This is a genomic window from Allobaculum fili, from assembly GCF_020969955.1.
Taxonomy (GTDB): domain Bacteria; phylum Bacillota_I; class Bacilli_A; order Erysipelotrichales; family Erysipelotrichaceae; genus Allobaculum; species Allobaculum fili.
Genome location: NZ_JAHDSX010000043.1, coordinates 1 through 19,097 on the forward strand (window position 1 = coordinate 1; position 19,097 = coordinate 19,097).

15 protein-coding genes, 2 tRNA genes, 1 rRNA gene, 1 pseudogene and 1 riboswitch are annotated in these 19,097 nt (G+C 48.6%); of the genes and pseudogenes, 7 read left to right on the forward strand and 12 right to left on the reverse strand.

From position 1 onward, the window contains the following. A 16S ribosomal RNA gene (locus tag Afil_RS08750) occupies positions 1-67 on the reverse strand; the annotation flags it as partial. A gap of 720 nt (positions 68-787) precedes the next feature. Here Afil_RS08750 and Afil_RS08755 point away from each other — a divergent pair. Beyond that, complete coding sequence (locus tag Afil_RS08755) at positions 788-1,375, forward strand: xanthine phosphoribosyltransferase (RefSeq protein WP_230268181.1); 588 nt, start codon at positions 788-790, stop codon at positions 1,373-1,375. A gap of 203 nt (positions 1,376-1,578) precedes the next feature. Here Afil_RS08755 and Afil_RS08760 read toward each other — a convergent pair whose 3' ends face one another. The 4 genes from Afil_RS08760 to Afil_RS08775 form a co-directional block, all read right to left on the reverse strand. Beyond that, positions 1,579-2,421 (reverse strand): DUF3737 family protein, encoded by an 843-nt coding sequence (locus Afil_RS08760; RefSeq protein ID WP_230268182.1) that lies wholly within the window; start codon positions 2,419-2,421, stop codon positions 1,579-1,581. Positions 2,422-2,740: 319 nt separating this feature from the next. Then, the gene (locus tag Afil_RS08765; protein WP_230268183.1) at positions 2,741-6,820 is read right to left on the reverse strand and encodes a S8 family serine peptidase; all 4,080 of its coding nucleotides are present in this window, start codon (positions 6,818-6,820) and stop codon (positions 2,741-2,743) included. A 277-nt stretch (positions 6,821-7,097) separates the two neighbouring features. Next, complete coding sequence (locus tag Afil_RS08770; protein ID WP_230268184.1) at positions 7,098-7,373, reverse strand: hypothetical protein; 276 nt, start codon at positions 7,371-7,373, stop codon at positions 7,098-7,100. Further along, positions 7,349-9,433 (reverse strand): sodium-translocating pyrophosphatase, encoded by a 2,085-nt coding sequence (locus Afil_RS08775; RefSeq protein WP_230268185.1) that lies wholly within the window; start codon positions 9,431-9,433, stop codon positions 7,349-7,351. The genes Afil_RS08770 and Afil_RS08775 overlap by 25 nt, the downstream gene beginning before the upstream one ends. A 327-nt stretch (positions 9,434-9,760) precedes the next feature. Between Afil_RS08775 and Afil_RS08780 the strand changes: the two genes are divergently transcribed. Beyond that, a tRNA-Glu gene (locus tag Afil_RS08780) sits at positions 9,761-9,837 on the forward strand. A gap of 356 nt (positions 9,838-10,193) precedes the next feature. Here Afil_RS08780 and Afil_RS08785 read toward each other — a convergent pair. From Afil_RS08785 to Afil_RS08805, 5 genes are all read right to left on the reverse strand, one after another. Then, positions 10,194-10,385, reverse strand: a complete 192-nt coding sequence (locus Afil_RS08785) for a hypothetical protein (RefSeq protein WP_230268186.1) — start codon at positions 10,383-10,385, stop codon at positions 10,194-10,196. Between the two features lie 174 nt (positions 10,386-10,559). Then, positions 10,560-11,363 carry a tyrosine-protein phosphatase gene (locus tag Afil_RS08790; protein ID WP_230268187.1) on the reverse strand — a complete coding sequence of 268 codons (804 nt, stop codon included), beginning with the start codon at positions 11,361-11,363 and terminating at the stop codon, positions 10,560-10,562. 1,143 nt (positions 11,364-12,506) lie between these two features. Next, positions 12,507-12,582: transfer RNA gene (locus Afil_RS08795), tRNA-His, on the reverse strand. Between the two features lie 308 nt (positions 12,583-12,890). Further along, positions 12,891-13,358: a pyridoxamine 5'-phosphate oxidase family protein gene (locus Afil_RS08800; RefSeq protein ID WP_230268188.1), complete on the reverse strand. Its 468-nt coding sequence runs from the start codon at positions 13,356-13,358 to the stop codon at positions 12,891-12,893. A gap of 85 nt (positions 13,359-13,443) precedes the next feature. Next, positions 13,444-14,094, reverse strand: coding sequence for an ECF transporter S component (locus tag Afil_RS08805; RefSeq protein ID WP_230268189.1), 651 nt, complete (start codon positions 14,092-14,094; stop codon positions 13,444-13,446). 74 nt (positions 14,095-14,168) lie between these two features. Next, positions 14,169-14,284, reverse strand: a riboswitch (FMN riboswitch). Between the two features lie 203 nt (positions 14,285-14,487). On the opposite strand from Afil_RS08805, the gene Afil_RS08810 reads away from it, so the two are divergent. Next, positions 14,488-14,733: a hypothetical protein gene (locus Afil_RS08810; protein ID WP_230268190.1), complete on the forward strand. Its 246-nt coding sequence runs from the start codon at positions 14,488-14,490 to the stop codon at positions 14,731-14,733. Positions 14,734-14,974: 241 nt separating this feature from the next. Here the strand turns inward: Afil_RS08810 and murB are convergent, their stop codons facing one another. Further along, positions 14,975-15,847, reverse strand: a complete 873-nt coding sequence (gene murB / locus Afil_RS08815; protein WP_230268191.1) for a UDP-N-acetylmuramate dehydrogenase — start codon at positions 15,845-15,847, stop codon at positions 14,975-14,977. A gap of 308 nt (positions 15,848-16,155) precedes the next feature. Here murB and Afil_RS08820 point away from each other — a divergent pair, with 308 nt between their 5' ends. The 4 genes and pseudogenes from Afil_RS08820 (at position 16,156) to Afil_RS08825 (ending at position 18,389) form a co-directional block, all read left to right on the forward strand. Next, positions 16,156-16,659, forward strand: coding sequence for a hypothetical protein (locus tag Afil_RS08820; RefSeq protein WP_230268192.1), 504 nt, complete (start codon positions 16,156-16,158; stop codon positions 16,657-16,659). Beyond that, positions 16,643-16,693, forward strand: a pseudogene (locus Afil_RS11395) (hypothetical protein); the annotation flags it as partial. The gene Afil_RS08820 and the pseudogene Afil_RS11395, both read left to right, overlap by 17 nt. 80 nt (positions 16,694-16,773) lie before the next feature. Continuing rightward, a complete protein-coding gene (locus Afil_RS11145) occupies positions 16,774-16,902 on the forward strand; it encodes a hypothetical protein (RefSeq protein WP_255658343.1) in 129 nt (42 codons plus the stop codon). After that, positions 16,878-18,389: a recombinase family protein gene (locus tag Afil_RS08825; RefSeq protein WP_230268193.1), complete on the forward strand. Its 1,512-nt coding sequence runs from the start codon at positions 16,878-16,880 to the stop codon at positions 18,387-18,389. Before Afil_RS11145 ends, Afil_RS08825 begins: the two co-directional genes overlap by 25 nt. A gap of 69 nt (positions 18,390-18,458) precedes the next feature. Here Afil_RS08825 and istB read toward each other — a convergent pair. Continuing rightward, a partial coding sequence (istB, locus tag Afil_RS08830) for an IS21-like element helper ATPase IstB (protein WP_230268194.1) occupies positions 18,459-19,097 on the reverse strand: 639 nt, incomplete at its 5' end.

The window sequence follows — 19,097 nt, forward strand, 5'->3', positions numbered from 1 at the left end:
GTTCGACTTGCATGTATTAGGCATGCCGCCAGCGTTCATCCTGAGCCAGGATCAAACTCTCCATTTGATATTGACTCAAACGCTTATGCGTTTAATGTTTCGTGAATAAATGATTGTTCGAGTACTTTTTGTGATTTTAAGAATCGACGTTGTGTATTTCGAATTTCTTGATCTGTCTGTAAAGTTTTCAAAGAGCCATCTGTTTGTGAGAAGATCAACGTCTCTCACAAGGCTTGTTTATCATATCATCATCAGAAATCTCTGTCAACAGCTATTTGTGAATTTCTTTAAGAATTTCACTTAAACCATTTTCTTCGATATCTAAAGGTGATTTGATGCGTTTTGGAAGTCATTTCCTTAACGCTCACTTAGAATATCACGTCCTGCATTTTCACGCAAGCTTTATTTGTGATTTTTTCTAAGAATTTCACATTGCCGTTTTTTTAACGGGAATCCCGCTTGCAAACAGCTTGTACTTTATACCTCTTTAGAGCGCAGTCCGTCAACCAAAAAGTTCTGAAGGCGTCAGAAAAGAAAATTGAAATAGTAAATTCCAGTCTGCTGATTTTTTTGCTTCTGGCTTTTTAAGCGGTCAAAACATGTTTTGAAGCCAAAACGCTATACCATATAACCAAAAGACAAAAGACAGAATATGACGGATTGAATCCAGGATTGCAGACGGCTGCTGCGAAGATCTGCTTTTCTTCGCTCATGCGAGCCTGTATTCGCAGCTGGATCCGTTCATCCAGACAGAAGCAGTTGACTCTGCTCAGTAAGGAAACGTTATATGGATCAGCTCAAAGAGACAATTCTCGAAAAAGGAAAAATTCTTTCCCCCTCGATTTTGAAAGTCGATCAGTTTCTGAATCACTGCATCGACACCGAACTGATGGATGCGATTGGAAAACGTTTTGCAGACTGTTTTGCCGGTCATGGCATTACAAAAGTCATTACGATCGAAAGCGGCGGAATTGCGCCTGCGCTGATGACCGCGGTTCATATGGGTGTTCCGCTGATCTTCGCCAAAAAAGCTGTCCCCTCCACCATGACAGATCCCGTCTTTGTGACCGTCCACTCCTTTACGAAAAACGTGGATTATACCCTCTGCATGGAACGTTCCCTCATTGCGCCAGGAGATCGTGTACTTTTCATTGATGATTTTCTGGCCAATGGACAGGCCTTTGAAGGCATCCGCACGCTGCTCGAACAGCAGCAGGCTGTTTTAGCCGGTGCTGGCATCTGCATTGAAAAATCCTGGCAGCCTGGCCGCCGCATCGTGGAAGAAGCCAGTATTCCGTTATGTACGCTGGCTTCCATTGCTTCCATGTCTCCAGAAGAAGGAATCACCTGGAATCTGGATCACGAAACGTGCTAAGCCGGTTTCGTTCTTCGTTTATCCGCCCTGCGGAAAGCCGATGTGAAAAAACCGTTTTATGAATTCACCGCAGAATACAAACCGCGCTCTGTTCGATGACATGCTGTCCATCGACAGAGCGCGGTTTTTTTATGAATTCTGACAGCGGGATAGGGATGAAATTTTGGTTTCCCCGTATGTATTCGGTGAAGGTCGTCTGTGAATTATTCCTGTGATTCGGTGAAAACGACTCTTCCCTTAGCTTCATCGATATCGTAGATCAGTTCGCCGGCAGCCGGAACTTCGATCGTTCCGGAAAGCGGGTTTTTGATACTGTCAATCGGTTCGGTCAGCGTCGCCCGAACGTCCGAACGCTCAAAGGCGAGATCGGTATCCACCATGCGGCAGTTGATCAGCTGAAGGTTCTTGCAGTAGCAGAGCGGCTGGGTACCGATGATTGTGCAGTTGATCAGCGTCAGGTTTTCACTGTACCAGGCCAGATATTCGCCTTTGATCACGCTGTTGCGAACCGTGACATTTTTCGAATGCCAGAACGCGTCTTTCGTATCGAGATTGCAGTCGTCGAGGGTCGCGTTTTCCACATACTGGAACGAATACTTTCCATGAAGCGTTACGTGATCAAAAAGAAGATGGCTTGAACGCATCATGAAGTATTCCGCTGTGACTTCCGTATCGAACATGATCATCGAGCGAACCGACCAGCCAAATTCCGGCGAGTTCACCGTGCAGTCGGAAATGCGGACATCCGCACATTCACGTACGGCTTTAATTCCGTTGAGCTTGCTGTGGTCAATCTGCACATGATCCGCATACCAGAGGGCAGCCCGGCAGTTTTCCGTCAGTTCTGCATTTCGGATGGACAGATCTGTGTCGTGCCAGAACGGATAGCGAAGATTGCAGTAGCAGTCTTCCACCTGAATGCGCTGGCATTCTTTCAGTGCGCTTTCTCCGTCGGCCGGTCCATCAAAGCGGCAGTTTTTCAGAGTCAGATCATGAGCACCGTAAAAGGCTCTCTCCTGATCAAACGTTTCATTTTCACAAATCATCGGGTTTCGATCCTTTCCATATATGTTTTTTCTGTATATGTTTTTTCTGTTATGTTTTCGCTTTGCGTCTTATACATATGATGAATAAATAATTGTTTTTATTCATTATCCTGATTCGCAGCCATTATACGCCTCTCCATAGTTTTCCTGCAGTTCAAGCTCCTGATCCAGCCTGGGCCATCCAGAATTTGAAGGTTTTCTGTTGGAAACCGAGATGTACTGTCGTTTCTCCAGAAGAGCGCAGAAAAGGACAGATTCAGCGTTGCCGGGGCGCTTTGTCTGTCCTTTGGTTTTATTGCCTTTTTCAATCCGCCATTATTCAGGCTGCCTGCCGTTTTAACGCATCAAGCTGGGATGCGTCTGGCGTTTTTCTCAGGTTCAGAAGACGCTGATGAAGCTGACGGGCTTTTTCATTCGTATCCGTCTGGCTTTCGGGTTTTAAAACCAGGGATCTGGCCTGCTCAGCCAGTTTCTGAAGCGAATCGAGAGAAGAAGAAAAGTCTGCCGGATTCAGCTGTTCCGTTTTGTTTACAGCTTCTTTCAGCAGTTCGACATAGATCGGCTGAACTTCAATCTGTACATTCCGTTCGCTGACATACCGGCCGAGCAGTATGATCGTTTTTCCTTCCCGTGCATAGACGTAATCTACGCCTGCATTCAGAGGAGCCAAGGCGCCTTCGATTGTGACCGTTATGGTTTTGGGCAGCGCCCAGCCATCTTCTGCCTCCAGATTCATTACACAGTCGCGCCCCGTCTCATGTTCTCCGTGAATACGCAGACTGCAGTGCTTCAGGCTATCCGGGCTCAGAGAAATTTCGCCAACCCCGTCTTTTACAGCATGGATCACAATTCGCAAAGCGTGACCGCTCATCTGGTCTGCCGGGATGGTCAGTTTACCCGTCTGGCTCGCATAGGCATAGGCTGTCGAATCCAGAAGCCGGCTGTCCATATAGACGGAAATCTGGCTGGGCAGTTTATAGCCGTTCTTTGCCTGCACCTGCATCGCAAAGTCCGCATTTCGTATCGCCGTTTGTTCCTGCGGCCAGCTGACGGCATCGCCTTCCAGCTGCAGATCCATTACATCCAGAACACCCTCGGCTTCCAAAGTCAGTTCGCCCTCGGTAAGCAAAGACGGAAGGAGCACAATTTCACCGGTCGAAGGATCATACGCATATTGATCGGAAGGAACCGAAACATTGTTCTTTTTTAGTCTCACGCCTGTCGGCAGCGTATACGAAGTATCGGCTTCCAGTACGATGCGACAGGAACCGTCTTCCTGCTGATTTTTCGAGGCAATATGCACGTGTATCAGATTATAGGAAATATTTGCCGCTCTGGATACCGTCAGACGATAAGCCGTTTCGTTTCGGGCATAGTCGCCAATTACGACGGTATACGAACCTTCTGAAAGATGGTCTGCCGGAAGCGTAATGGTCTGTGTCTGGCCAGGCTCTGCCGCCGTATCCGGCGCGGCAATGGCGGTCGTTTTTCCATTTTGATCGACGAGCGCGCCCGCTGCTGCATAGCGGTTGTCGCGAACCCTCAGTTGGATTTCATCAGACGAAGCCTGTGCGCTCTGCAGCTGGGGGGCTTCGTTATCGAGCGTGAATGGGAATTCAAGCTTCATGCCAGGCTTTAATGTGCCATTCAGCGCTTTTTCCTGAAGTTTCAGCACGTTGCCGCCTTCGGTATATTCCGTAATGGCCGCGGTGGTAAATACGTAAGGCGTGTTTTCGGCCAGACCGTTTGTCATCGTCGTATTGACGAGCCGCTGCGTATGGGTCTGATCGTTCCAGTTCGTCTGGGTGCCGTTCAGTGTGGTATAGGGTTTGGAAAGATTAACCGAATACGTTCCATCCTGATTGTTCAGCATCAGCTGGCCGTCTGCAGTAAAGATCATATGGCGCAGACCGCTGACGTTTCGAACGGAGGAGAACGTTACGTCCACAAAAGTCTGATCCGAGTTCATCGCCGAGCGGGATTTATCTTCCGTGCCTTCTTCCACTACATACGGATTGCCCGCGAGATAGCGGGATTTCTTCGTGCTGGTGGAGGAAATTTTCAGCATGTTCGTATGGATGCGGCCATCCGGATCCCGTTTCACCACATAGGCAGTTTCATCTGGATCTTTGGCTGAAGAATACAGGGAAACATTTTCGAAAATACCCGGTTCTTCCCAGTCGCCGAAAAAGCCCAGGATCGGAATGGAATAAACGGTCTCGTTTTCGAGATACGTGCCGGCACTGCTGCAGGGGCGAATCGTCACATAGCCTTCGATGTAGGCACCTTTGGGCGTTTCGCGATTCAGTCTTTCCTTTTCTGCAGCAGAGAGCGCATACGTCAGATTGAAGCCGCTCTTCGCGCCGTTTTTGAGTGTGTAAACCTGATTGGCCTGGGTGTCCGCTTCCAGATCCATCGGGCGGGTGGTCTTGAGCAGGTTTCCGTGCTCGTCGACCTTCTGGGTAAAGAGATGCTTTTCTACCTTGAAGTGAATGTCGCTTGTTTTTTCGATTCCTTCCAGATAAATACGGGACAGATAGCTGCCGGTACGATCCTTATCGTCCTTGAGTTCAATTTTGACTTTGCCGTCTTCTGCAGAATCGGTTGCCGACGGATCCATGGAAATCAGAAGCTTTCCATGAACCGCCTGATCAATGCGGACTTCTCCAGCCCCCTGCTGCAGAACCGGCAGATAATTGCCGTCCTCATCCTTCATTGGAATCGCGGTCGACATCAGAAGCGAATTTTGAAGAAAACGTTTGCTTCGGCCAAGTTTTGTGGTGAGATCCTGCTCGTTAATCCAGTGCGACAGAATTCCAGCCATGCCCGCTACAGCAGGCGTCGCCATCGAAGTACCGGCCCGGTAATCGTATCCGGCATTCGAAGATTCACCGTTGCTGGAAAGAATCATGACACCCGGAGCACTGACTTCTGGCTTGAGTTCCAGCGTTTCCGGAATGCCCCAGGAACTGAACGAGGCTGCGTTCATGCGCAAGGACGTCTTACCGGACTGGTCTGTCTGGAAGGAATCCGGGTCAGAAGCCGCCACAGCAAGAGTATTTGTATACGTTCCAGGCGAACCGTCGGTCGAAAAGGAAATATCACCGGGTTTAAGCTTTCCGTTCAGGTTCGTGCTGTCGGCCCAGTTGCCGCTGTTGCTGGACGCGGCACAGATGACGACATCTTTCTCCTTCAGATGATCGAGAATATTCTGGTAGCGCGGATCGCTGCTGGTGCCAAATCCGGCGGAATTGCTGGAAAGGGACATATTGATCACGTCACAGTCCAGCGTGATCGCATCTTCGATTGCCGCAAACAGTGTGGATTCACTGCCGTTGGCATTTTGACCGAACACTTTCATCACGAGAATCTGTGCATCGCTCGCATATCCCTTCATATACTGAGATTCGATAAAACTGTTCCCTTTTTTGATCAGGGAATTGGCGGCAATGATTCCCGTGACATGCGAGCCATGATCGATATTGCCAAGAGCGTGGCTGGCGTCGATCGTTCCGTCCGCATAGTTGTACTGGAACGGAATCTTGTCCGAAATATACAGGCGGTTCAGATTTGCACTGCTTTTGTCGCCGTCCTGCAGATGAAGCGAACTCATTACCGCTTCAATGTCGCTGGACTCCATAAGATCCAGACTTGCCTTATAGTCTGCCGCGTTCATATGGTTTTGCTGCGCTTTACGGGAGAGCGATTCATTGAAGCAGTCGTTATTGAACACTTCATGACTGGCGTTCAGACCGGTGTCCAGCACCGCGATACGCGTACCCTGACCGCTTTCCTCGTTCAGAGCCTCGTCGTTGATTCCCGTTACTTCACCGTTCGTTCCGCCAGTCTGAGCCGATCCAAGATCGGCCGGCTGGGTATCTTCCGCTGGATAAATTTTCTGCTCAACCGTCACCTGCCGGACAAAGTCCAGAGACTGAATGTTCTCAATCTGACTGGTCTGAACTTCGACGCTGACGGCACTTGCGCTCAGATCCAGACGGGTGAGAATGTCGAGCGGCTTGTCGTTCTGGATCTGACGTTCAATCTGACGAACATGCTCATCCTGACGTCTGCGGATGTCTTCACGAAGCGCGATAATATCGGGATCCGCCGGATCCCAGTCTTTCCCCTCCATGATTTCCATTACGCACGGATCCGTGAATTCAATCAGAACGCGTGCGGTTTTCATATTCTGAACGCGGACTGTCCCGGAATCTGCCGGATACTGTTCTGGAAGATCGTAAACGTCTTCGATCGGCTGCGCGCTGACGATATATGAACGGTCATTTTCCGAATCTGCCGCCGCTGCGGGAACAGCCAGTCCGCAAAAGCTCACGGCACCGGCCAGAAGCACGGAGAGCATCCGGCCGGTCAAGTCGGCTGGTTTATGCAATTTCATTCCTTCTTTCCCCTTTCTTTTCTTATTCAGGCAAAACACGTTTTGTTCCGCTTCGAACAAGTCATTTCCCATTTCAAGCTCCCTTTTCGATCGATTCTATTCGCCCTGAAGAAATCATCTGGAAACAGAAAAGAGGTTTTGCCGACTGGATTTCCTTTACTCTGAGCGGACAAAGCCGTTCAGCTTGTACGCTGCAAGATTTTCCTTTCGGCAAAATGACCTGTATGGTTACCCGAATCCGCCAGACCGTACAGTCTTGCGTCTTCTGAATCTCATCTTAGCAAGAAGCACGTTTCCATAAAGCGGACTGTTGAAAATGAAATTTACTTGTTTGATTTTTCTTTTCCGCGTTTTTGATCAAATCTAATCCGAATAACGTTGCACTCTCAGCCGCTTTGGCGCCCGGGTTCTCGGTCGCTTCCTTTTTCTGCAGACACCTTTGCTCAAAGTGCCCGGCTTTACGAAAATGGGTACATGCAAAAAAGCCGCCCTCGCTTGGAAGACGGCTTTTGCGTTTTAGAGAAAAGATTAGTTGAACAGGAAGCTGAGCCATGGCTGTATCTGTACCAGTACAGGAGCCAGAATCAGAGAAATAACGGACATCAGCTTAATCAGGATATCCATGGCAGGACCAGCCGTATCCTTGAACGGGTCGCCGACGGTATCGCCGGTAACCGCAGCTTTATGCGCCTCGGAACCTTTGCCGCCGTGTTCGCCGGATTCAATGAACTTCTTGGCGTTATCCCAGGCACCGCCTGCGTTTGCCATGAAGACAGCCAGCATAATCGCAGAAACCAGAGCGCCCAGCAGCATGCCGCCAAGACCTTCGCATCCGAGAAGAAGACCGATTACCACCGGGCTGACCAGAGCGATCAGACCAGGCAGAACCATTTCATGCAGCGCAGCTTTGGTAGAGATATCTACGCACTCAGTGTAGTTTGGCTTGCTTGTTCCAGCCAGAATGCCTGGATCATTTTTGAACTGAGCACGTACGTTTTCGATCATCTTGTTGGCAGCGCGTCCAACGGAACGAATGGTCAGCGCGGTGAAGTAGAACGGCAGCATCGCACCAAACAGAAGAGCAACAAGAACACCAGGCTGGAGCAGAGAAATTGACTGAAGGCCAGCAGCCTGTGCAAAGGCAACGATCATAGCCAGCGCGGTGAATGCAGCAGAACCGATGCAGAAACCTTTACCGATTGCAGCAGTAGTGTTTCCAACAGAGTCGAGACGGTCCGTAATCTTGCGGACTTTCGGATCGAGTTCAGCCATTTCGGCAATACCGCCGGCGTTATCGGAAATTGGGCCATATGCATCAACGGAAACGGTAATACCGCAGGTAGAGAGCATGCCGACAGCGCCAAGACCGATTCCATACATTCCGGAAAACAGATACGCCACAACAATACCCAGAACCAGAACTACGACAGTCAGCATGGTGGATTCCATACCAACGGAGAAACCGGAAATAATGTTTGTCGCATGTCCAGTTTCGGATTCCGAAGCGATTTCCTTAACTTTCGGGTATTCATCCGAAGTGTAGTATTCCGCGATTTTTCCCAGCAGCATGCCGACAACAAGACCAACGGAAACCGAGAAGAACTGCGATACAGATCCGAACAGCCAGAGAGAAGCAATAAGAGACGTGATGATTTCAATAATAGTTGCAACGTATGTTGCGATGTTCAGAGCTTTCTGAGGATTTTCCCAGGTTTTCATACGAACGAATGCCTGAGCAAGGATGGCTGCGACAATACCGGCAGCCGCAATAACGAACGGGAAGATCGTAGCCTGTGCAGCATAGGAAACGCCGCCGATTGTTACGGTAAGACCCAGAGCGATACAGGAGATCAGAGAACCTACATAGGATTCGTTCAGGTCAGAACCCATACCAGCAATGTCGCCTACGTTATCGCCTACGTTGTCCGCGATAACCGCCGGGTTGCGCGGGTCATCTTCCGGAATACCGGCTTCGACTTTACCAACCAGGTCAGCACCAACGTCCGCCGCTTTTGTATAGATACCGCCGCCCACACGAGCGAACAGCGCGATCATGGAGCAGCCAAGAGAATAGCCAGATACTACAGGAACTGCCTGTTCCGGTTCGCCAAATACGAACGTGAACAGAAGGAAGAGAGCCGTAAGGCCAAGCAGACCGAAGCCGACTACACAGATACCCAGAACGGAACCGCCGTTGAAGGCAACATGCAGAGCCTTTGGCATTCCGCCGGAACGAGCCGCTTCTGCGGTTTTCGCATTGGCTTTGGTTGCGGCTTTCATACCGATGAAACCAGCCAGACCAGAGAACAGTGCGCCGATCACGAAGCAGATCGCACCGCTCCAGCCAACACCGTCAACACCCTGCAGCGAGGGGATGAAGCCCAGGGCTGTCAGTACAATAGCCACAACGACTACGAAAATAATGATGATTTTGTATTCGCGTTTCAGAAACGCCATCGCGCCTTCCTGAATATAGGAAGACAGATCCTGCATTCTCTGGTTGCCGGAGCTTTCTTTTTTCACGGAACCATAGAGTGTGGCAGCGTACAGAAGCGCAAATGCAGAAATGATCATGACAATGACCAGGATCATTTCCATACTTGTGTTTTGCATACGTCAAATTTCCTTTCTTATGAACGTAACCGCTTTCAATGATAGCAGAATTGGGGTTGTTCAAAAGATGAATGTCGATGTTTATCCATTTTTCTTCGTTTTTTTCCCACATTTTCACCGTATTTTTTCCTTCCCTGTTTTTTCGTGAATTCCTCTTTCAAGTTTGCAAAAATTTCCAGCAAACCTGACCCGGAAAATGGCAAAAATGAATATGGCATATCCCCATAACGCTTACATTTTTAAAGGGCCGTACATCTTCCTGCACACAGCCCCTGTTCTTTTTTTCTAGCTATTTTCGACTGTCTGTGATAGATTAATTAAGCAAATGGCGCGTTCGGCAAGCGGTTGAAGCCACAGCCCTCTCAAGGCTGCATTCACGGGTTCAAATCCCGTACGCGCTGCCATCGAATACTTACCCCTTTATCCAGAATGGACAAAGGGGTTTTGTTTTGGTGCAGGCGGCTGCTGGTACTGCAGTTCCCATTCATGATTTTGCTTCCATTGAATAACCGTGACGGATTGGACCGATCTCGAGTCGACAAACGCCTGGCTTCTTTTGTTCATAAGGCGATTCTGAAAACAGCCACGTATTGATTTATCCAGTGATCGAATCAAACAAGTTATCCGCTCAAACAAATGGGGAGCCTTCCGTTACGTCTTTTCACACGATCAATGGCTTGAGTGTGTGGCGGATTTAAAGCAGAACATCCTCGATATCGTGCTCCAAAAAGAAAAGAGCCGCTCAAGCGGCTCTTGCAATCTATTTCTTAACGGCAACCTTCAGGGACCCGTCTACTAATGTCTGAAACAGTTTATCGTACAGCTTGTCTTTTTCTTCAATGTCAGTACGCGCATCGTCTCTCAGTTTAAAAATCCAGTTTCGGGATCCACACATACCCACGGCATTACTTCTTTTTTCCAATTTTGCTAATTCAGGATCATAAGCGCGCATAAAGGACCTCCTCGAATACTCTTTTAACTGATCCTTTTCTATTATTGTTTTAACGGTACAAAACAGAGAAGTCACCCACTGCTCGTCCTTCACAGGCTTCAGATAACTGATCGCTGTATTCTTCTTTCACCTCAGCGGGAATTCGAAGCACAGAGTTTATTTGCTGTCTACCCGCTAATCCATCAGATACTTCTTTTGCAGGTTATGCAGGTCTTCTTCAGTAAGGTCAAGCCCCTCTTTCAGGAACGCGTCCCAAGAACTGTAATGTTCCTGAATCGAGCGGTCAAAAGCTTCAAAGTAGGAACGGTGCGCAAAGAGATAGCCGGCGATTTCATCGTCAGCGAGAGCCTTGCCTTTCTTAAAGACCGCCGACGCTAACATGCGGTCTCTTGCCGCGTTTTTGCTCATGTACAGATTGGTCTGCAAATAGTCAGTCAGAATCGTATCCATATCTACGCCCAGCGCATATTCAATCAGCGCCGCGCCAATACCGGTCCGATCCTTGCCCTGCGTACAGTGCCAGACCACACCGCCATCCGTTTCCAGAAACACCTTAAAGAGAAGTTTCCATGCTTTTCGCGCATCTTCCGACCATACGAAAGACGCGTAAAGCTGTTCCATCATATTTCTGGAATTGGAGAGCGCCATCTTTAACAGATGTTCATTGCCGCCAGCGAGTTTTCGAAGATCCATTTCGAGAAATACGGGATCTTCCACCAGCTGTGCGCCTTCAACCGGTTTATCTGGTTCCGTATTGCGCTCTGCTCTGGATCGCAGATCCACGATGCAGCCAAGTCCCAGTTCTTCGAAGGTTATGCGATCGAGTTTGGAAGCGTGAGAAAGCTTAGCGGATCGAAAAAGCTTTCCAGGCCGAATCACTCGACCATCCTTTCCAATCATTCCGCCAAGATCGCGGCAGTTCTGAATTTTTTCGAACGGAAGATGTACGGATACTTCCGTTAACAGTTCTTCTTGCATTGTCAGTCCCCTTTACTGATCGAATTCAAGTTCTGACGGATTCAAAAAATACAATGAAGGCATCAGACTGAATGACTTCATACTATTCCTTTTTCCAGAAACAGACGCCTCATTTGTCCAGAGCGTAAGACAAATGTCATCAAAGAAAGGATTTTGAAATTCACAGAAGAACGCTGAATCGAGAGCAGTCCCAATGAAAAAGCCTGCCGGTTCGACAAGCGGATTTTGCACTCTTATGCAATTCAAAATGAAGGGGAACAGGACTGAACTTTTAATCGATCCTGTTCCTCGATTCCAATCCCGAATTTATGATTCCCATTTCACGTCCAGACAAACGAACTGCGCTTTTCTTGACGCTGCTGCAAATACAGCTGAAACCTATTCAGTCACCCGGAAAACGATTCTGAGCCGAAAGCAGCGACCTCTCGACGTATCGCCCTGTCCAATGGACCAATGCCAGCAAGGGAATGACACCCTCATCTTTCACATGTCATCCAGAGTATCTATTTTTCGCTGTGCCCCTGGCACCAGAAAATCCAACTCTTAGCGGGCGGCAGATTCTGCTGCCCGAATCCGACATATCAGATCTCCGGTTTCCCGGATGAGCTGCCCCGGCTCTTGACTGGTATTTCCTGCATGAACTGAAGACCAGTTCAGACAGAGGCAGGATTCTTTTCACAGAGCGTCTATTGCGAGCCGGTGATGATCGGTACCTTTGTTTCAGGCTGGATCCAGCATGTTCAGTGCGCTTGAAGAGTTTCTCTTCTTCACAGATGACATTGCTGCCGTCCGATCGCATCCTCCAAAACGTATCCGTATTGGATTTTACGAGCATTCACCTGAACTCCCGGCAGCATGACACCCCTCTGCACCGGGTTAGTTCGTTTGCACGGATCTGAAACAGTTATTTAACTTACACCTATATATCTATACCGATTATGCAAGAAATTCAGCATGCATATTCGCTATTATTGATTATTTCTTTTTCCTTACACTTTCCGGCAATCCGACCCGCACCGAATCGCTTGTGTCTTCCAGGATGCGCTCTGGAAAAAGAGGAGTGGATAAAAAAAATCCCCTGCTCTGGAGCGAATCCGCTTTTGAGCAGGGATATTTGAAAGGTTAAACCTTTATGTTTGCATATGGGGCGGCTGACGCGATTCGAACGCGCGCATGACGGAGCCACAATCCGCTGTGTTAACCGCTTCACCACAACCGCCATTTGGAATGCTTGGTTATAATACCTGTGGCAAAGAACAATGTCAACTTTTTAACTTCAATTTGTTCATTTAAGCAATTCGTTAAATGAACAGCTGTTTCGTGAGGCTTAAGCGCCCTTCTATACTTGGCTTTTTACGTTTCCGAAGCGTTCCCGGCTATTTTTCAGAGGGCGCCGGCGACCCGTAGGAAACAGGCTGCCGGAGAGATCCGCCTTTTCTGCATGAAAAAAGGCAGACCCTTTGACTGGATCTGCCGGTAAATCGAATAGAGCGGCTTTGTGAAAAGCGGCTGTCTGGAATGAACGAATTAGTCGTAAGGTTTGTAGACCGCTTTTTTCTCATCGAAGTTGATGAAGATCTGGTACGCGTTGCGGTTTTCGTCTTCATCCCAGATTTCCACGAAATGGGGTGTTACTTCCACGAGAATCTCGGTGTCTTCATGCGAGTAGGCATTGTAGGACTGCCAGAGAAATTCTTTATATTTCTTCTCGAATACACGGCCTTCTTCTTCCACGACCAGACCCGTGATTTTGGCGGTGCCTTCTACCTGCGTACCGTTGAAGCACATAGCTACGCGCGGGTTGGCATACAGCTGCTGAGTCTTGCGGAAATTCTTGTCGGTCTTGAAGTAGATTTTGTCGTTGTAAAACAGGCAAGATACATTGCGCACCATTGGATAGTTATCCACGCAGCTTGCCAGAGCCATGATTTTCCAGTCGCCCAGTTTGGCGCTGTATTTCTCTACGGCGGTTTCAAAGCCCATTTCTTTTTCCATTGATTTTCTCCTTCCTGCCTTGCGGCTGGATTTTCTTTTTGTTTGTGGGTGATGAAAGGAATTCGATTCCTTGGCGGAACCTTCTTTAGATCACGTTGATCACAGCCAGGATAATGATGGCCAGAGTAAGAATCGCAAAGGTGCCGACTGCGCCAGCCATCTTGTGACCGGTGATCTCTTCTTCTTCCCGCTTGCCCAGCGCCCCCGATTTGTGAAGAGCGTTGGAGACTGGCTTATAGACCAGAAGCAGAATGCCCGCATTGATCAGCCCCTTGAGGAAGTTGAACAGCGCGATAGCGGGCAGAAGTGTCACCACTGCCTCTCTTGGCATTCCAAAATAGATCGGATCCATGATGTAGTTCCAGAGAAGCATGACCACGATCTGTACCGCAATACCGGCGCAAAGGCCGACAAACGCTCCGTTTTTGGAATGCATCCGCTTGTAGACGACAGCGGCCGTGCATGCAAAGGCACAGCTTGAGAGGACGTTCATAAGCCAGTCGATTATATTGCCGCCGCGAAAAAGCAGTTCAATTGCCGAAGAAATTGCGGAAACGATCATCGCACTGATCGGACCAAATAAAAATCCCGCCATGCCGATGACGACATCCTTGGCATCATAGGTCAGAAACGAGACGGACGGTACCAGCGGAACGCGAAACAGCAGCGTCAGAACGACAGCCAATGCGCAGAACAGAGCCAGTACGGTCATTTTCTTTGTACTTATTTTTTTCATATTGCACCTCCTGTTACAAAGAAACCTGCTTTCGCCATCTTCCAGGTCTTATGCACACAGAAAAGCGCACAAAAAAAGTTCTTCTTTCATCCAGACTATAACTGTTGCTGCCGGAGTTTCACACGGCTCGGCCCGAAGGTTCGCGGAGTATACCGCCAGTAGGGAATTTCACCCTGCCCTGAAGAATGGTTTGCATATACAATTATAAAAAAACAGAAGAGTCAGTCAATCTAGTCGTCCCTTTCCTTTGACATAAGGCAAAATGACTGGAAAAGAAAGGCTTTCACAGCCAGATTTGCGATCTTCACAAGACCGTCGCAAACCGATTGCGGTTGTCTACTGTCCATTTCTGGAGGGAAAGTCCAAAGCAATGCGAAAGAAAAGGAGAATTCCATGCCTGCTGCCAGAAAGAAAATCCAGAATCCCGTCAAAGGCGCAAAAAGCGTCTTCATCCCCAGCGGTACCTTCACATACGACGATCAGATTATCACCGTTCTGATCTCGGCCAAGACCGGTGAAGCCGCCTTTGAAATCGACGGTCAGCGCGTTGAAGATCCCGAAATGCAAAACAAGCTCGTGGAACACTTTTTGTCGATCAACAAGCCGGATCATAAATCCTCAAAGCCTGCTGCCAAATAGCCGATAAAAACGCCGCTCCGACGTAAAGCGCCTTCTGACGCAAACCGTCGTCACAGCGAAACGGCCGCAAAATGATACGAAAACAAAAACACGTCTGAACCTTTCGGATCTTTTCTCCGATTGACAGTGCAGACGTGTTTTCTTTCTGTTTGCCGCCCGCTTCTTCCTGCTTCAGAGGGCGGCTCTGCTTTTTTAAGTCCTGTCGTACAACGAATCGGGATACAGGATTTTGCTCCGATATCTATCCGTTTTTGCAAATGTAGTGGACTTCGAGTTCGAGATCGATGCCTTTCTGTCTGCGCACTTCGTCCTGAACGAGCGCAACCAGTTCCAGGAATTCCTTGCATGTCGCCTGATCTTCGTTGATCAGAAAACCGGCATGCTTCGTGGATACCATCGCATCGCCGACGCATTTTCCCTGCAGACCGCATTCCTGAATGAGCGCGGAAGCGTAGCCTTTTGCCGGACGCTTAAACGTGGATCCGGCGGACGCTTTGTCCATCGGCTGTTTGGAGTGGCGGCGATCGTGCAGATCATCCATACGGGCTTTCACGTTTTCCGGACGGTCTTCTTCAAACTGCAGATCCGCGTAAACCACAATGCCAAAATGGTCGGTAAACCAGGAATGTCGATAGCCAAGATCCAGTTCCTGGGCACTCTTTTCGTGCAGGACGCCGTTTTCATCCAGATAGCCAACGCGGACGAGGATATCCTTGTATTCCCCGTTATAGGCACCGGCATTCATGATGACTGCTCCGCCGACTGTACCCGGAATCCCGCTCGCAAATTCAAAACCGGTCAGTCCGTGCCTGGCGAGATAATCCGCCAGCTCTTCATTGGTGGTGCCGGCCAGCGTCCGGACGACGCCGTTTTCTTCTTCCTCAATACCAGAGAAGGCTTCGCCTAGATGAATAATCCAGCCGTCATAGCCTTCGTCTTCAAAAAGAACATTGGATCCGTTTCCCAGAACGAGAAGCGGCGCCTGGGCTTTCTTATTTTCTTCGAGAATCTCCTGAATCTGCGCAATGGTTTCCGGTTCATAAAAACGTGCAGCCGGGCCGCCGATCCGCAGCGTTGTCCAGTTTCGAAGCATTTCATCGGTTTTGTATTCCATCTGTTTTCTCCCCTGTGTTTCAAAGATCCTTCCGTGCGGAGCATACCTCCACATTCGGATCCTGTTTTCGCTTATTTGTATTATCGGTCAGAACCGTCCAGCCGTGCATGGTCTGGCTTCTGCTCCGCTCGCATTCACTCTAACAGATTCACAATCGCAATCAAAAATATGAACCGCTTGAGCCTTTCCGCCGTTTTCTTGTCCTTTTTTATTTTTTTGTAGTTTAAAACTGGTCCAAAAAAGCGAAAATCGGATTTGAAAACTGGGCCACCTGACTTGTATCGTACTCCGTAATGGAGGACTAGAAAGTGCATACTCAGATGACAGTTTTCAAATACATCGATTTACGAACACAAGGAATCTCATCCAGAAAAGCCGCTGCGCTGTGCTCGATCTCGAGAACCACTGGCGAGAAGTATTACAGGAAGTACAAGGAAAAGAGAGAGGCTCTGGAAGCTGATCCAACCCACGAAAACAGCCGAACGTTTATTGAGGAGTGTATCGATCCGCCTTCATACGACAGTTCATCCAGACAACCTCGGAAATACAGTCCAGAGGTCGACGCGCTTCTGGATCAAATTCTTGAAGACGAAGAAGAAAAGACACGCCTGCTCGGGTCTGGCCATAAGCAGCAGCTGACCTGCTTACAGATCTGGGATCTGATCAGGGCTGCTGGATTCGACATTGGATTGTCGACCATCACAGAAAAACCGGCATCCCGATCACAACAGAAAGAAATACAACACTTTTACAGGCAAGCTCAAATGCAAGAAATGCCATCGGAATTATCAACGTATTGTCCAGAGCTATAAAGGCCAAAAAAACATCTATTGGCAATGTTACTCGAGACGAGCGCGCCTTGACGAGTGTGACTCCATGAACCTTTACGAAGAAGACCTGGAAAAGATCCGGCCAGCATGCTGGAAATGCAAAAATTTGGTCCAGTCATTTTTCGAGAACAGATCGACCACATCGACATCGATCTCGACGGAACCCTTGAGTTCCACTTCACAGACGGAAGGAGAAAAACATGCAAGTACGAAAAATCCCTGTAACCAGAACGATGGCCAGAGTTCAGCCCATCGTCGCCAGAAAAAATGTAGCTGCATACGCCAGAGTTTCCACCGATCGGGACGAACAGCAAAGCAGCTATGAAACGCAGGTTTCCTACTACGAGAACATGATCCGTGAGCGGGCAGATTGGAATTACGTCAACGTTTATACGGATGAGGGTATTTCTGGAACCAGTACAGCCCACCGTGAAGGTTTCAAGCAAATGATCCAGGACGCGTTGGACCACAAGATTGACCTGATCATCACCAAGTCTGTTAGCCGATTTGCCAGAAACACAGTCGACTCCCTGACCACCATTCGGGAACTCAAAGAACATGGCGTGGAGGTCTACTTCGAAAAAGAAAACATCTGGACATTCGATGGCAAAGGTGAGCTGCTGCTGACTATCATGTCCTCCCTGGCGCAGGAAGAAAGCCGCAGCATTTCTGAAAACGTGAAATGGGGCGTCCGGAAGAAATATGAAGAAGGGCCCTACAAGATCCCTTACGGCAATCTGATGGGCTATACCAGAGCAGAAGACGGTGGAGTCAAGATCGTCGAGGAAGAAGCCGAGATTGTTCGATTGATCTTCCGGATGTTTCTGGAAGGCAGTACCTACACCGACATCAAGAACTACCTGGAAAGCCATCACATCAAGACCAAGTTTGGTCGAGATAAATGGGATCGGAATGTTATCAAGCAAATGTTGATGAACGAGAAATACAAAGGCGACCTTCATCTCCAGAAGGTCTACACGCCTGACTTCATTACGAAAAAGCAGGTCAAGAACAAAGGAGCCATCCCTTCCTACTACATCACCAACTCTCATCAAGGAATCATCAGCGCAGAGGATTTCGACAAGGTGCAAAAGATCATCAAAGACCGCAAGTACAGATATGGTAAAGAACGGTTGGGCTGCCATACGCCTTACCCATTCAGCCACCGAGTTCAGTGTGCAGTCTGCAAATCCTGGTACACCAGAAGCGTTACTACTCGGTCAAACGGAAAGAAAGTGCCGGTGTGGTTATGCTGGAAAAACAAATACGAGAGTGACCAGCGTTGTCCATCACATCAGGTGCAAGAGAGTGTGTTGGAGCGGGAATTCGTAAAGGCGCTCAACGAATTGCTTGGAGACAAGCAGAGCCTCCTCGACGAATGGAGTGCAAAGTTCGATGCCACCTATAACACTGAAAAGCTCCAGATTAGAGCCGACCGCATCCAGGCGAGGATGGAGAAGATCGCTGAGAAGGCCGAGAAGCTTATCGAAGAAACACCTGCCAACTTCAACGAAACCTACAATCAGCTGCTCATCGAGTATGAGCAACTTGAGAAAGATCATGCGAAGCTGGCTGCCAAGACCAGGGACATGCAATACGAAGGAGAACGCACGAAGCATTACCTGGAACTTCTCCAGAAGCTGGAGCATGTGGACGTTTTCGACGGAGATCTGGTCTGTTTTTGTCAATTGAAAACTGGTCCAGTTGCGTAATTGAAAACTGGTCCACTTTGGGTTATAGAAGACTGCTCTTTCCAGAGCAGTTCCTTCTCCCTTCACCCCCTAGGGGGTGACGCGCTTTTTCTGATTTTTTCCGCCTGATTTTTCTTCAACCCATTTCTTGGTTTCACGAAGCCTGTAACTCTGGCCGGTCATATTGATCATGTAGGCCTTATAAGCCAGTCGATCAATCATCGCTAACGTCAGTACTTCATCTTTGAAAATCTCGCTCCAGCGGTTGAGCTCCAGATTGCTTGCGACGATCAAGGACTTCTTGCCATTGCGACTCGAAATCAAGTTAAACAGAATCTCACCAGATTTCTGATCGAATGAGCAGTATCCAAGTTCGTCCAATATCACGAGGTCAAAACTTTCAAAACGCTTCTTATATCGAAGCAGCTGGTTCTGGCTCATGGCTTCACGGATCTCGATCAACAGATCGGACACCCCGATAAACAGAACGCTCATATTGTTCAGACAGGCTTCCATGCCCAGACAGATAGACAAGGCACTTTTTCCCGTTCCTGGATTTCCAATCAGGATTACGTTTTCTCCATTTTTTATAAAGTCCAGAGTTGAGAGCTCTTTTACTTTCTGCTGGATTTCGATTCTCAAATGTTCCGTTTGAAAGTCTTCCAGAGACATCCGATTTGGGAAATGCGCCAGCTGGATCCGCTTCTGAATACAGTTTTCATTGCGGCT